Genomic DNA, 14493 nt, shown 5'->3' on the forward strand with positions numbered 1-14493 from the left:
GCGCCTCCGTTGCCGGAGATAACTTCGGTGGCGCCGAGGTGAGTTGGGGTTATAGCTCAGCTGGGAGAGCGCTTGCATGGCATGCAAGAGGTCCGCGGTTCGATCCCGCGTAGCTCCACCAAATTCTCCTCGAACAATCTGGAATCAAAGGGGTTATAGCTCAGCTGGGAGAGCGCTTGCATGGCATGCAAGAGGTCCGCGGTTCGATCCCGCGTAGCTCCACCAGATTCTTGATTGACATGAAGTACCCAGGGCAGTGTGGTGTGTATCACCCAGGCCGACCTTTGTGGGGTTATAGCTCAGCTGGGAGAGCGCTTGCATGGCATGCAAGAGGTCCGCGGTTCGATCCCGCGTAGCTCCACCATTATTTAGGATGAATGGCCGCCAGAACCATTCATTCAGTACCGAATTTGGGGTTATAGCTCAGCTGGGAGAGCGCTTGCATGGCATGCAAGAGGTCCGCGGTTCGATCCCGCGTAGCTCCACCAAATTCAGAATGACTACCGGTCATTCACAAAAATCGGGGTTATAGCTCAGCTGGGAGAGCGCTTGCATGGCATGCAAGAGGTCCGCGGTTCGATCCCGCGTAGCTCCACCAAATTCTTGTTACAAGAAGCAAAAAGGCCACCGCATCGCGGTGGCCTTTTTGCTTTCTCCATCATTTATTTTCTCCATACGTCCGCGCCTTTCATTTGTAAATCCAATGACCTGAATGAAAAAGCCCGCGAGACTCGCGGGCTTTGCTTGCACGATTCAGATACGCCAGTGGTTAACGGCGACGTCGCCAGGCCAGTGGCAACAGGGCCAGCAGGCCGAGTCCCAGTGCACCACCGCCTGAGGAGGTGTCCGGTTTGGTGGCATCGCTCTCCAGTCTCAGGTCGACGATGATGGGGTCATGGTCGGAGGCACTGAAGGGGTTGTCAGACTTGAGCAGGGAGCCGGTGTACTGGCTTCCGTACTCGAACAGGGAGCTTTCGAAGGAGTTGATGTGCCAGTCGGCGACACCTGCCACCTTGCTGGCCAGCGCCGGGTTGGCCAGGGCATAGTCCAGGGTGCCCAGCTCCCCGTCGTAGCTGTAGGAGATGGCTTTCTCCTTGTTGAATTTGACGTTGAGATCGATCAGGCCGTAGCTGCGAGTCACTTCGCGACCGAGCTGTTCATAGGACTGCTCACCGATAAAGGTGTGGGAGGCTGATACGATCTTCCGCTCGCTGGTGGCCGGGTTGTAGTCGGTCAGTACCCGGATCGGATCTTCCTTGGCGTAGGAGTTGAAGTCGCCCACCAGCAGCACCTGGCCCGGCAGTTTGCTGACCGCTTCACCCAGCACCTTGGCGGCAGAGACTCGGAACTCGGTGCACTTGCCCTGCAGATCGGCCGGTTCTGTCTTGCCATCGCCATTTTCGTAGCAGCCTGACCCCTTGGATTTGAGGTGGTTGACCACCAGCGTCAGCGGCTCCTTGCTCTTGGCGAGGGTGAAGGTCTGAACCAGAGAATCGCGCTGACCGGCTGTCTTGGCCACACCACCAGTGGTGTAGCGTTGCTCCGGCAGCTTGATGACGCTGGCATCTCCGCTGGGGGTGAGCAGGGCAGGACGGTAGATCATCGCCACCATGATGGCGTCGCCGCCGAAGAACTTGCCATTGGTAAGGGCAGTGACCGGCAGACGCACATAGGCGTAGTGTTTGCTCGCATCCTTCTGCTGTTCGTTGAGGCGGGTCACCAGATTGTGGAGGGCCGAGTTATCCTCGAAGCCGTTGTTCTCCATCTCCATCAGGCCGAGCAGATCGGCATCCATTGCGGTGATGGCATTGACGATCTTGGTGCGCTGTTTCTCGAACTCGGGCTGGCTCTTGGCACCCCGGTTGCAACCTTTGGCGTTGTCGGCATCCGCCTGATCCTTGCACAGGATATTGAGTGCGCCGCCGATGCTGGAGTGACTGGTGAAGTAGTTGAGTACGTTGAAGCTGCCGATCCGCAGATCGCTGCCAGCGAGGCGAGCCGGCGCGTCTTGACGATCCTCTTCAGGGCTGCGCAGCAGAGCACCGGCAGTCAGGGTGATATCGCTCGGTACCACCAGACGGAAGGCATCCTTGTTGTATACGATCACCCCCTCCAGCCCGGTCAGTTGATCACCGATGCGCAGATATCCCTGATCGGCATCCCAGCTCGGGAACCAGGGCAGTACGCCATCCGGTGCTTTGTAATCAGACTCGACCACCAGACGGTTGCTGCCATTTTTGGTGGCCAGTGCGACAGCGTCCGCACTGTTGGCAACATGAAGTTGGGTCGGTTTGAGCAGAGGCGCCTTGTGGGATAGTTCGACGTTGTTGCGATATACCTTGTAGTCGAAGCCGTAGTTGCGGGTCAGGTGCAGGTCACTGCTGCTGTCGAGCCGTACCCGCATCCCTTCGTGGCGATTGAGCGCTTGCGCCAGCGTCTCCCCTTCATTGACCCGCAGTACGCTGGTCGGCACATTCAACCCTTGTGCGGTGACTTGCAGGCGGGCTTTGCTGGATTCGAAGGTGGGTTTGAGCTGGGTGCCGCCGTAATACTCCTCGACCTTGGCTTCGAGGCAGAGTTCAGCCCCCGGTTTGATGTCTTTATATTTGGTCGCGAAGTCCTTGTCGTTCAGATAGACAAAGATGCCATCAGAGGTGGCCGGATTGCCATCTCCCACCGGGTCAGTCAGATAGAAACCCTTGGTCAGGCTTTGGCCCAGCGTCGTCACGATACCGCGAACGTTGAAGGTGCCCGTGCTGATTTTACCGGTCACATTGCCGTTCTTGTCGGTCACGGTCTGGGTGGCCAGCGCGCTGGCGGAGCCTGTGCCCTGAATGGTCGGGATGGGGGTGAGTTGAGCCGGATCGGACGGGCAGACAAATGCCGCATGGGCGCCTGAGGATGCAAGTGCCAGCCCCACGGCCAGCGACAGCAGGGTACGAGTACCTTTCATAGGTGTTCCTTTTTTATTTTTGCCAGTGATTCCATAGCCTTGGCTCGTTGACCAAGGGCGCGCATTGTCACATTTCTGGCATGTCATACCAGTGAGCCAACGCACATTAAATGAATCTGGGAAGGTGTGGGAAAGCGTTTTTATGATCCCAGTAACGATATGATTTTTTTGATAATTCAATCAATTTTAACCCTGTGATCATGACGCTTTCGTGGCTGGGGATAATTCTCTTTGAGAATAAAGATTGAGGGGATCTTGTCGCCTTCCTATACTGGGTTCGTTCCTCACGGAACCCAGGTAAAGGGCAAACCGGCAGTGATGTCGGGGCGCAATGCTTCCGGTCTCGATCGTGGATCCAGATAGCGGGGTTTCCCTGGGTGAGGGGTTGTTTTTGTGGCAGGTCCATTGCCAGTTGTCTGCGCCCATCATGCAGGTTGCGATTGTTCTTTGCCTTGGTGACCAAGCCAAGACAAAACAAGGAAGATAACAATATGCAACAGCTCTTCAGACCCAGCAGGCTTGCCATGCTGGTCGCCCTTGCGGCTGCGCCCGCCTGGGCTCAGGCCGCTTATCCCGCCTATAAATCCGGTACTGCCTACAAGGCTGGCGATATCGTCAGCAACGTCGGTGCCCTCTATGAATGCAAAGAATTTCCCTATTCAGGCTGGTGCGGGGCATCCCCCTATCACTATGAGCCGGGGGTAGGTGTAGTCTGGGCAGATGCCTGGAAGCCCTATGGTGGCGAGGTGCCCCCTCCTGCACTCGGCGTAGCCGTCAGCTCGCCAGCTGCTGGCGCCAGCTTCAACGAAGGTACCAGTGTGGCGCTGGCGGTGACCTTGAGCGGCCCGGTGACGGCGCTGGTTAAAGTGGAATACCTTGTCGACGGCAAGCTGGTGGCCACGGCCAGCGCCTCGCCCTGGAGTGCCAGCTGGAGCGCCGCCGGAGTGGGGGCCCATACCCTCAAAGCTCGCGCGCTGGATAAAGATAGCAAGGTGCTGAGCGAAGCGGATTCGAGCTTCAACGTCGCCGCCGTGGTCGCGCCAGAGGCGCCCAAGGCGAGCATCAGCAGCCCGGCCAATGGCGCCAAGGTGACGCTGGGTCGCAGTGTGGCGGTGAGCGGTAACGTTACCGATGCCAACAACGATGTGGCCAAAGTCGAGCTCTATGTCGACGGCAAGAAGGTGGGCGAAGATACCACTGCCCCCTGGCAGGTGAACTGGACGCCGGATGCCAAAGGCAGTGCCGCCCTCAAGCTGGTGGCTACTGACAAGAGCAATCTGAGCGGTGAGTCGGCGGCGGTGACCGTCAATGTCGAGGAGGCCGCGCTGCCGCCCACCGGTGGCAACCTCTCTTGTGACATTCGCCAGATCTATCGTCCGGATGGTTACGAGTGCATGGGGGATGACCATGCCCGTCGGGTTATCGGCTACTTCACCTCCTGGCGCACTGGCAAGAACGGCCTGCCTGCCTATCTGGTGAGCGATATTCCATGGAACAAGATCACCCACATCAACTACGCCTTCGCGGCGGTGGATGAGCAGAGCTACACCATCAAGGTGGACGATGCTGCCACCAAGATGACTTGGGATGGCGTGCCGGGTGCCGAGATGGATCCTGAATTTGCCTACAAGGGCCACTTCAACCTGCTGTCGAAATACAAGAAGCAGTATCCGGACGTGAAGACCCTCATCTCGGTCGGGGGCTGGGCCGATACCCGCGGTTTCTACACTGCCACTACCAAGGGTGACTGCTCGGTCAATACTGCCGGTATCAACACCCTGGCTGACTCGGCGGTGAGCTTTATCCGCCAGTACGGTTTTGACGGGGTCGATATCGACTACGAATACCCCACCTCGATGAAGGATGCGGGCAACCCCAACGACTTCCCGCTCTCCAACCAGTGCCGGGCCAAGCTGTTTGCCAATTACGAGGTGCTGATGAAGACCTTGCGGGCGCGGCTCGACAACGCCGGTAACGAAGATGGCCGCAAGTATATGCTGACCATCGCCTCACCGGCTTCGGCCTATCTGCTGCGCGGGATGGAGAACTTCCAGGTCACCCAGTACCTCGATTACGTCAACCTGATGACCTATGACTTCCACGGTGCCTGGAACCACTTTGTTGGTCACAACGCGGCCCTGTTCGACAACAATGCCGACCCCGAGCTCTCCCATTGGGGCGTCTATACCCAGACCCAGTTTGGCGGTATCGGTTACCTCAACGCCGCCTGGTCTGCCCACTACTTCCGCGGTGCGCTGGCGGCTGGCAAGATCAACGTCGGTGTGCCCTATTACACCCGCGGTTGGCAGGGGGTGAGCGGTGGCAGTCATGGGTTGGGTGGCAAGGCAGCCCTGCCGAGCCAGAACGAGTGCCAGCCGGGCACAGGTGGCAGCACCATTCCGTGCGGCAACGGGGCGGTCGGCATCGACAACATCTGGCATGATCTCGACAAGAACGGCAAAGAGATCGGCGGTGGCGCCGTGCCCATGTGGCATGCCAAAAACCTGGAGCACGCGGCCAGCCTCGGCATCACCACGCTGCCGAGTTACGGCACCGCCTGGGGTCTGGACCCCAACAACCCGGCCCACGTGATGCAGGGCAAGTATGTGCGTTACTACGATGACAAGGCCCACGCGCCCTGGTTGTGGAATGAAGAGAAGAAGGTGTTCCTCTCAACTGAAGATGAAGAGTCCATGGGCCACAAGCTCGACTACATCATCAAGCGCGGTCTGGGTGGCGTGATGTTCTGGGAGATGGCGGGTGACTACGCCTTTGATCCGGCCAAGAACGAGTACGGCATGGGCAGCACCTTGACCACCCTGGCGTACGAGAAGTTTGCCAAGGCAACTCCGTACAACACCAAGCAAAACGATCTGGCCGCGCCGAGCGCCCAGCTCGACATCCAGGTCAGCCTCTCCGGCTTCAAGGAAGGAGACTCCAACTACCCGATCAACCCGAAACTCAAGCTGGTCAACAAGTCGACCCAGACCATTCCGGGCGGCGCGCGCATCGAGTTTCTGGTGCCCACCTCCACCTCTGACACCATCACGGATCAGAGTGGCATGGGCCTGAAAGTGGTGGAGAGCGGTGGCAACGACAACTCGGAAGGCATTGCCAATGAGAAGGACTTCCACAAGGTCGCCATGAACCTGCCGGGATGGCAGACCCTGGCACCGGGGGCCGAGATTGAAGTCGCCATGACCTACTACCTGCCCGCCGCTGGCGTGCCGAGCGGTATGCGCATCATCAGCGGCAGCCAGACCATTGGTCTCAAGGCCGAGTTCCCGACCCTGCCGGAGGCCGTGCTGGGCTCGGGTGGCGGCGAGAATCCGGGTACCAACTGCAGCAGCCAGAACGTTAATCCGGCGGCCTATAAGGCCTATCCGATCTGGCCGCAGGGGGATCATGCCAATGGCGGCGATCGCATTACCCATAACAAGGTGGTGTGGCAAGCAAACTGGTGGACCAGCAGCGAGCCCAAGGCAACCGATGGCAGCTGGAAGTCTGTCTGTAGCTATTGATTTTAAAATCAATGAGATAAGTGAGGCTTCGGCCTCACTTTTTTTGTCTGGTTGGTCGCTCTGGTTGAAAATGCGCCTGCCTTTCCTGGCGGGCAGCCTCTATAATAGAGTCGATTAATAATCAGATGGATATCAGCGTATGGCGAGTATATTGGATTCCGTTGATCAACGAACTCAACTGGTGGGGGAAAACCGCCTCGAGTTGTTGATGTTTCGTCTCGGCACCCGTCAGATGTTCGCCATCAACGTCTTCAAGGTACGGGAAGTGGTCAAATTGCCCCATCTGAGCAAGATGCCGGGCTCCCATCACAATATCAGCGGGGTGGCCAATATCCGCGGTACCTCGATCCCGGTGATCAACCTGCGTAGCGCCATCGGCATGCGTCCCATGCCCATCGACAGTGAATCCAACCTCATCATCACCGAGTACAACCGCACCATTCAGGGCTTTCTGGTGGGGCAGGTGGCCAATATCGTCAACATGACCTGGAAGGATATACTGCCGCCGCCGCGCTCCGCCGGGCGCGCCAACTACCTCACTGCCATCACCCGCATTCCCGAAGATGGAGTGGAGCAGATCGTCGAGATCATCGATGTGGAGAAGGTGCTGGCGGAGATCATCACCTATGACATCCGCATCTCCGAAGAGGTGCTGGACCGGGAGATCCTGCCCGAGATGCATGGACGCAAAGTGCTGATCGTCGATGACTCCAGCACCGCCCGCAATCTGGTGCGCGAGACCCTGGGCCAGCTTGGGCTTGAGGTGATCGAGTGTCAGGATGGTTTGCAGGCGCTGACCCTGCTCAAGGGGTGGTGCGATGCTGGCAAGAAGGTGACCGACGAGATCCTGCTGATGATCACCGATGCCGAAATGCCGGAGATGGACGGCTACCGCCTGACCCACGAGGTGCGCAGTGATCCGCGTATGTCCGATCTCTTTATCACCCTCAACACCTCCCTGAGCGGCAACTTCAACGAAGCCATGGTCAAGAAGGTAGGGTGCGACCGCTTTATCTCCAAGTTCCAGCCCGACTTGCTGGTCGGCGTGGCGCAGGAGCGGCTGCGCCAGGTACTGGAAAGCTGAGAAGTTGCCTGCCGGTTATGCTAAATCAATAACAACACATCCCGCTTCGGCGGGATGTGTTGTTATTGGATATTGGCGATGGATTGGTTGAATCAAGGTGCCACGCAGAGATCGTCTACTACCCAAAACATCCAAGTTTGGCGGGATATTTTGTTATGGGATATTGGTGATAGACGGCGGGCTTATTGGCTGAGCAGCGGCTCCATAAAGCGGGCAACTTTATCGCGGATTTGGGGCTGGGCCGCCGGGGTTGGGTGAATGCCATCGTTCATCATAAGTTCAGGGCGTAGCGCAATATCATCCATAAAGAAGGGCAGCAGTGGCAAATCGTTAGCCTGGGCCAACTCGGGAAAGATCTGTTCGAACTGGCGCAGATAGCGGGCACCGTAGTTGCGGGGCAGCTGGATTTGGGTCAACACCACACGGGTTTGCTGCTCCTTGGCGAGCGCGATCATGCTGGCCAGATTCTGGCGGGTAATGGTCGGTGCGAAGCCGCGCAGGCCGTCGTTGCCTCCCAGTTCGATCAGCAGCCAGTCCGGTTTGTGCTCCTTCAGCAGAGCGGGCAGACGGGCCAGCGCCCCTTGTGTCGTTTCACCGCTGATGCTGGCATTGAGCAGGGTGTGTTTGCCCCCCTCCTCCTGCCATTTCTGGCTGAGCAGGGCAGGCCAGCTCTGCTCAACCTGCATCTGATAGCCGGCGCTCAGGCTGTCTCCCAGCACCAGCAGGGTTTGGGCCTGAGTCGACGAGAGCAGGCTGCCGAGGCCAACAAACAAGGCAAACAGAATACGCACCATCAATTCAACTCCCGCTATGGATTGTCATCAAGGGATTGGAACAAAGGATACAGAGCATGAGTTCAACCCCCATTATTGTCGTCAAGGGCCTCGGCAAATCGGTTCGCCTCGGCCAGGAAAGCCTCACCATCCTTGAAGGGATCAATCTGCAAGTCAATAGTGGCGAGACGGTGGCACTGGTCGGCGCCTCCGGCTCCGGCAAGTCCACCCTGCTGGGGCTGCTGGCCGGGCTCGATCTGCCGAGTCAGGGGGATATCGAGATCCTCGGCAAATCCCTTGGCGAGCTGGATGAGGAGGGGCGGGCCCGATTGCGCGCCGAGCAGATCGGTTTTGTGTTCCAGTCGTTCCTGCTGCTCCCGACCATGACGGCGCTGGAGAATGTGATGCTGCCTGCCGAGCTGCGCGGCGAGCGTGATTGCGAACCAAGAGCTCGCGAACTGCTGGCTGCGGTCGGGCTTGGCGAGCGGTTGCACCATCTGCCGCCACGGCTTTCCGGCGGTGAGCAGCAGCGGGTGGCCATCGCCCGTGCCTTTATGACCCGCCCCAGTCTGCTGCTGGCGGACGAGCCGACCGGCAACCTCGACAGCAAGACCGGCGAGAAGGTGATCGAGCTGCTGTTTGAACTCAATCGCAAGCACGGCACCACGCTAGTGGTGGTAACCCATGACCATCAGTTGGCCGAGCGTTGCCAGCGGCAACTGGTCATGACGGCGGGTCGGCTGGATCGCGAGGTGGCCCATGATGTGGTGTAACGGGGTGAATTGCGGATCAGGCGGGAGATGCAAGGGATGATGCAGTGGCGATTGGGATGGCGACTGCTTCGCCGGGAAGGTTTCAGCGGCGAGCTGCGCTGGTTTGTGCTGGCGCTGGCCCTGAGCGTGGCGTGCGTCTTGAGTGTGGCGCTGGTGGCGGATCGGCTCGATGCCGGACTCAAGGCGTCGGGCCGCGACTTTATCGGGGCGGATCGGGTGTTGCGCACTGCCGCTGCTCTGCCGGATGGCTGGCTGGCCCGAGCGAAACAGGATGGCTTGGCGGTGCAGACCACCGTCAGCTTCAACAGCATGCTGTTTCACGGTGATGCGTTGCAGCTTGCCTCCATTCGGGCGGTGCCCGATGGTTTCCCCTTCTACGGCAAGCTCACTCTGGAACCTGCCCGTGCCCCTGCTCCCGGCGAGATTTGGCTCTCCGCCCGGGTGATGCAGCTGCTTAAGGCCAAAACGGGGGATGAGCTGGAGGTGGGCAATACGGTGCTCAAGGTGGCAGGCCTGCTTGGCGAGGAGCCGGATCAGGGCTTCAGCCCCTTCCTGCTGGCGCCGCGGGCGCTGATCCACAGTGCCGATATCGAGGCGACCGGTGCCCTGCTCCCCGGCAGCCGCCAGCAGTGGCGCTATCTGTTCAAGGGGCAGCGGGAATCGCTGGCCCGTTACGAGCAATGGCTGCTGCCACAACTACAGGCCGGACAGAAGTGGATCAAACCGGATGACAGCGAATCCCAAGTGGGCCGCTCGCTGGCCAATGCCGAGCGTTTCTTCCGGCTTGCCTCGCTAAGCGGGGTGTTGCTGGGGGCGTTGGCGATGGGGATTGCGGTGCGCCACTTTGCCGAGCGCCAGACCAATATGGTGGCGCTGCTCAAGACCCTGGGGGCATCACGTCGCTCGCTCTGGCAACTGATGGGAACCTTGCTGCTGTCGCTGACGCTGATCGGTGCGCTGCTGGGTCTGGTGGCGGGCACAGCCATGCAGTGGATCACCTTGCAGCTGCTGGGGGACCTGCTGCCGCCGGATCTGCCGCCCCCCTCCTGGCGCCCCTTTGCGCTGGGGGTGGCGGTGGCGCTCTTTATCACCCTGCTGCTCGCTTTTGTGCCCTTCTTGCGTCTGCTGAAGGTGCCGCCGCTGCGGGTATTGCGCCGGGAGCTGGAGGCGGGTATTCCCCCCTGGCTGGCCCTGCCGGTCGGCCTGTTCGGGCTGTTTGCGCTGGTCTGGGGCTTTACCGCCGATGTGCGGCTGGCGCTGGGTCTGGTGGGGGGCATGGGTTTGCTGATGGGGCTGTTGGCCCTGCTGGCAGCCCTGATGTTGCGGCTGGGGACGAAAGTGAGCGGACCTCATGCCTTGCGGCTGGCGCTGGCCCACCTGTCGCGCGAGCGCAGCAGCGGTCTGTTCCAGCTGGCGGGCTTTGCGCTGGCATTGATGCTGTTTGGCTTGCTCTGGGCGGCCAGGGTCGATCTGCTGGATGAGTTTTCGGCCCGTCTTCCCGTCGATGCACCCAACCGTTTTCTGGTCAATGTGGCCGAGAACGAGCGGGAGGAGATCCTGAGCGAGCTGGCGGCAGCCGGGGCCACCACCTCCGACTTCTACCCCATGGTGCGCGGCAGGCTGACCCATATCGCCGGTGAGGCGGTGGGCGAGGGGGCCAGCAGTGGCCGCGAGGGGGTCGATCGGGAGCTCAACTTCACTACCACCGCAACTCTGCCAATCGACAACAAGCTGGTGGCCGGGAAGTGGCTTGCCGGACCCGGCGAGGTGTCGGTGGATAGCGAACTGGCCAAGCGGCTCGATATCAAGCTGGGGGACATGCTCGCTTTTACCATCGAGGGGCGCAGCTTCGGCGCCAGGGTCACCAGTTTGCGCAGCATCAAGTGGGACAATATGCGGCCCAATTTCTACATGATCTTCTCCGGGGATATGCTGGCCCCCTTCTCAAGCACCTGGCTTGGCAGCTACCGGCTGCCCGAGGCGGGGCGCTCTGCCGAGGTGGAGTTGATCCGCCGCCACCCCACGGTGAGCCTTATCGATGTGGATGACCTGATTGCGCGGCTCACTCAGGTATCGGAGCAGGTGAGTAGGGCGCTGGCGCTGATGCTGGGGCTGGTGACAGTGGCCGCGTTGCTGGTGCTGCTGACCCAGACTCAGGCCAGCATGGCTCAGCGTCGGCGCGAGCTGTTGCTGATGCGCACCTTGGGTGCCAGCAGCGACCTGCTGAAAAAGATGCTGCGCTGGGAGCTGGTGGCCAGTGGTGCGCTGGCGGGGCTCTGTGCCGCCATGGTGGTGGAGCTCTGCTCCTTTGGCCTGCAGTGGTGGTGGTTCGAGGGGCAGTGGCAGTTCCACTGGGCCATCTGGCTCGGTCTGCCGACGCTGGGGGCCTTGCTGGTGACGCTGGCGGGGCAGGGGATGCAGCGTCAGCTGCTGGCTGGCACCCTGAGCGATCGGCTGCGAGGGCTGGGTCAGGGGTTGTTGTAATCCCGCCAGCGCGAGCCGATGCACACAAGGTGCAATAGCGCAGCCACCATAAACAAGCAGCCCGGCCATTGGCAGGGCTGCTTGCTATGTGGGGCGCTGACGAGTGGACGCAGCGAGCGGGTGTGAGTTAGCGGGGCTCACGCAGAAGATTGGTGAGGGCGCTCGGCAGCTCGGGATAGCTGAAGTGAAAACCGGCCTGTTGCAGCCGTGCTGGTATCACCTTTTGTCCGGTCAGCAGCAGATCTGCCGCCTCCCCCATCAACAGTTGCAACAGCGGCGCTGGGACGAAGAAGAGGTGTGGACGGTGCAGCGTGGTGGCAAGGGTCTGGCTGAACTCCCGGTTGCTGACCGGATGGGGCGCAGTGCCGTTGAAGATGCCGTTGCACTCCTCGTGCTCCAGCAGGAACAGCATGGCGCGTACCAGATCCTGCACATGGATCCAGCTCATCATCTGGCTGCCTGACCCCATAGGGCCGCCGAGTCCGAGTCGGTAGGGGGGGAGCATTTTGGGCAGGGCGCCGCCATCCATGCCAAGCACCAGCCCGATCCGCACGATACAGACCCGGGTTTGGCGGCTTTGTGCCTCCTGCGCCAGGGTTTCCCACTGCTGGCAGAGCTGGTGGGTAAACTCGTCGCTGGGAGAGCGGCACTGCTCGTCGAGGGTTTCGGTGCCCTGTCTGCCATACCAGCCGATGGCGGAGGCGTTGATCAGCACCTTGGGCGGCGTGCTGGATAGCTTGATGAGATCTACCAGTTGCTCGGTCAGTAGCCAGCGGCTATCGCAGAGCAGCTGTTTGCGCGACTCGCTCCAGCGTCCGGCGGCGATAGGTTCACCGGCCAGATTGATCACCGCATCCACGTCATTGAGGTCATCAAGCCGGTCGAGGTTATCCAATACCTTGATATCGTGGCCGAGCAGGGTGTAAGCGCGGCTCCCCTGTCTGCTCAATACCACGACCTCGTTATTGACCTTGAGATGGGCAACCAGCTTGCGGCCGATAAAGCCGGTCCCTCCGGTAATAAGAATCTTCATCGCTGCACGCTCCTGCTGCCGTTTGCTCTACTCTAATGGCGTCGTCCTCCTGCAACAAGTGGACGAGCTTGGCATGTGTTGCTCACTAGACTGGTTTTAACTCTATCCTCTTCTTACGACATATTGTTGAACAATAGTTTGAATTGATTGATTTTTGTTGGGTGGAGATTTGTTGAACAATCGCTATTATGGCGACCCTTTTCGCCTGTCCAACGAGGCTGTCACCCATCATCCGAGCATCAAAGAGGCCGCTATGCCATTTCGTCGTTTGAAACTTCGCCAGCTTTACTCGAGGATTCTGTTGGCGCTGCTGATGGGGGGCGGGATCCTGCTGCTGGGGGTTGTTGCCGTTATCTGGCAGACGGTGACGGAGATAGAGCGTGATGCCGATTCACGGTTGCAGCATGCCCGTATGATGTTTGATCGCTCCATCGGCCATGCCCGGCAGGCGGCCATCAATGTGGAGGGGATGCTTGGTCACTCCTGCAAGGAGGCGGCACAACTGCTGCGCGAACAGGTGGCCACTGTGCCTGATGTCCGTTCCGCCAATCTGGCTGTCGGCAGCCACATCTACTGCACCTCGCTCTATGGTGACTACGATGGCCCCTTCAATCCTGACAGTTATGTGGATGGCAGGCTGCAATTGCTGCCTGGCAATGAGGTCACACCGGATCGCCCCTTGATCGTGCTGCGTCATGAAACGGACAAGGGGAGTGTGCTGATCGGTGTAGATGGCTACTACCTGCGCAATACCCTGGAGATCTCCAGCAAGAACTCCCCGATGGCTCTGGTGGTGGGGCAGAGGGCTCTGTTTGGTTCAGGCCAGGTCGGGGCGGCGCCCTCTCCGACAGAAGAGGGTTATATTGCCCTCGCTTCGGCCGATTTCCCCTATCAGGTCGTCACCCGGGTCACGGTGCATGACTACTGGAGTCACGCATGGCGCTACTCCAGATATACCTTGTTCCTCTCTCCGTTGCTGGCGCTGCTGATTGGATTCGGCACCTTCAGGCTGATGGGGCGTAGCAGCTCACCAGCGGAGGAGCTCAAGCGGGCATTGATCGAAGAGGAGTTTATCCCCTACCTGCAGCCGGTGGTCTCAGGTGAGGATGAGCAGTGGCGTGGCTGTGAGGTGCTGATGCGCTGGCAGCATCCCAAGCAGGGGATGATCTCGCCGGATCGCTTTATTCCGCTGGCGGAAGATAGCGGGTTGATCGTGCCCATGACCAGCCTGTTGATGGCGCAGGTGCGCGACCACTTCTCCCCTTATGCCCGCAAGCTACCGGCAAAGTTTCATTTTTGCTTCAATATCAGCGCCAAACACTTTCAGGATCTCGACCTGTTGGCTGACTGCAAGGCGTTTCTCGACGCGTTTAAGGACAATCCCGTTGATTTGGGGCTGGAGCTGACCGAGCGTGAACTGCTGGTAGCTGATGAGACAACCGCTCGGATGTTTGCCGAATTGCGTAAACTGGGCGTGTTGATCTCTATCGATGATTTTGGCACCGGTCACTCCAGTCTCACCTATCTGCAACAGTTTCAGGTCGATGCACTCAAGATTGATCGGAGCTTTGTAGAGATGATCGGCACGGATGCACTCTCCAGCCATATCGTTGAAAACGTGATTGATCTGGCGAAGCGACTTGAATTGATCCTGATCGCGGAGGGGGTCGAGAAGCAGTCGCAGGCGGACTACCTGCGGGCTCGCCACGTTGACTATCTGCAAGGGTATCGTTACAGCCGCCCCATCCCGATGAAGCAGTTTTGCAAGACCCTGTTTGGCTGAACGGTTGAACGGTTGAATGGTTGAACGGTTGAATGGGGGAGCATAAAAAAACCAGCGATCGCTCGCTGGTTTTTTGTTGGTACGGTTTG

Annotated in this window: 8 protein-coding genes, 5 tRNA genes and 1 riboswitch; of the genes, 10 read left to right on the top strand and 3 right to left on the bottom strand. The window is 59.6% G+C overall.

Features of this window, described 5'->3' with window-relative positions:
* Positions 1 to 45 precede the first annotated feature (45 nt).
* The 5 genes from I6L41_RS00335 to I6L41_RS00355 all read left to right on the top strand — a co-directional run bounded on the left by I6L41_RS00335 (position 46) and on the right by I6L41_RS00355 (position 598).
* A tRNA-Ala gene (locus I6L41_RS00335) sits at positions 46 to 121 on the top strand.
* 28 nt (positions 122 to 149) lie between these two features.
* Positions 150 to 225, top strand: a tRNA-Ala gene (locus I6L41_RS00340).
* A 63-nt stretch (positions 226 to 288) separates the two neighbouring features.
* Positions 289 to 364 (top strand) — tRNA-Ala (locus I6L41_RS00345).
* A gap of 48 nt (positions 365 to 412) precedes the next feature.
* Positions 413 to 488 (top strand) — tRNA-Ala (locus I6L41_RS00350).
* A gap of 34 nt (positions 489 to 522) precedes the next feature.
* A tRNA-Ala gene (locus I6L41_RS00355) sits at positions 523 to 598 on the top strand.
* 171 nt (positions 599 to 769) lie between these two features.
* Here I6L41_RS00355 and I6L41_RS00360 read toward each other — a convergent pair.
* The gene (locus I6L41_RS00360; RefSeq protein WP_216961180.1) at positions 770 to 2953 is read right to left on the bottom strand and encodes an ExeM/NucH family extracellular endonuclease; all 2184 of its coding nucleotides are present in this window, start codon (positions 2951 to 2953) and stop codon (positions 770 to 772) included.
* A 293-nt stretch (positions 2954 to 3246) separates the two neighbouring features.
* Positions 3247 to 3329, top strand: a riboswitch (cyclic di-GMP riboswitch).
* Positions 3330 to 3477: 148 nt separating this feature from the next.
* Between I6L41_RS00360 and I6L41_RS00365 the strand changes: the two genes are divergently transcribed.
* Both I6L41_RS00365 and I6L41_RS00370 read left to right on the top strand, forming a co-directional pair.
* Entirely contained in the window at positions 3478 to 6474 is a 2997-nt protein-coding gene (locus I6L41_RS00365) for a glycosyl hydrolase family 18 protein (protein ID WP_216963780.1), read from the top strand.
* A gap of 139 nt (positions 6475 to 6613) precedes the next feature.
* A complete protein-coding gene (locus I6L41_RS00370) occupies positions 6614 to 7558 on the top strand; it encodes a chemotaxis protein CheV (protein ID WP_005362471.1) in 945 nt (314 codons plus the stop codon).
* Positions 7559 to 7740: 182 nt separating this feature from the next.
* Here I6L41_RS00370 and I6L41_RS00375 read toward each other — a convergent pair whose 3' ends face one another.
* Positions 7741 to 8352 carry an arylesterase gene (locus tag I6L41_RS00375; RefSeq protein WP_199427355.1) on the bottom strand — a complete coding sequence of 204 codons (612 nt, stop codon included), beginning with the start codon at positions 8350 to 8352 and terminating at the stop codon, positions 7741 to 7743.
* Between the two features lie 56 nt (positions 8353 to 8408).
* Between I6L41_RS00375 and I6L41_RS00380 the strand changes: the two genes are divergently transcribed.
* Together I6L41_RS00380 and I6L41_RS00385 are read left to right on the top strand one after the other, a co-directional pair.
* The gene (locus I6L41_RS00380; RefSeq protein WP_047438095.1) at positions 8409 to 9104 is read left to right on the top strand and encodes an ABC transporter ATP-binding protein; all 696 of its coding nucleotides are present in this window, start codon (positions 8409 to 8411) and stop codon (positions 9102 to 9104) included.
* A 36-nt stretch (positions 9105 to 9140) separates the two neighbouring features.
* Complete coding sequence (locus I6L41_RS00385) at positions 9141 to 11588, top strand: ABC transporter permease (RefSeq protein WP_216961182.1); 2448 nt, start codon at positions 9141 to 9143, stop codon at positions 11586 to 11588.
* A gap of 127 nt (positions 11589 to 11715) precedes the next feature.
* Here I6L41_RS00385 and I6L41_RS00390 read toward each other — a convergent pair whose 3' ends face one another.
* Positions 11716 to 12621: a TIGR01777 family oxidoreductase gene (locus I6L41_RS00390; RefSeq protein ID WP_204383974.1), complete on the bottom strand. Its 906-nt coding sequence runs from the start codon at positions 12619 to 12621 to the stop codon at positions 11716 to 11718.
* A 253-nt stretch (positions 12622 to 12874) separates the two neighbouring features.
* On the opposite strand from I6L41_RS00390, the gene I6L41_RS00395 reads away from it, so the two are divergent.
* The gene (locus tag I6L41_RS00395; protein WP_147746115.1) at positions 12875 to 14404 is read left to right on the top strand and encodes an EAL domain-containing protein; all 1530 of its coding nucleotides are present in this window, start codon (positions 12875 to 12877) and stop codon (positions 14402 to 14404) included.
* Positions 14405 to 14493: the final 89 nt, after the last annotated feature.

It is taken from the genome of Aeromonas sp. FDAARGOS 1411 (assembly GCF_019047125.1).
Lineage (GTDB): Bacteria > Pseudomonadota > Gammaproteobacteria > Enterobacterales > Aeromonadaceae > Aeromonas > Aeromonas veronii.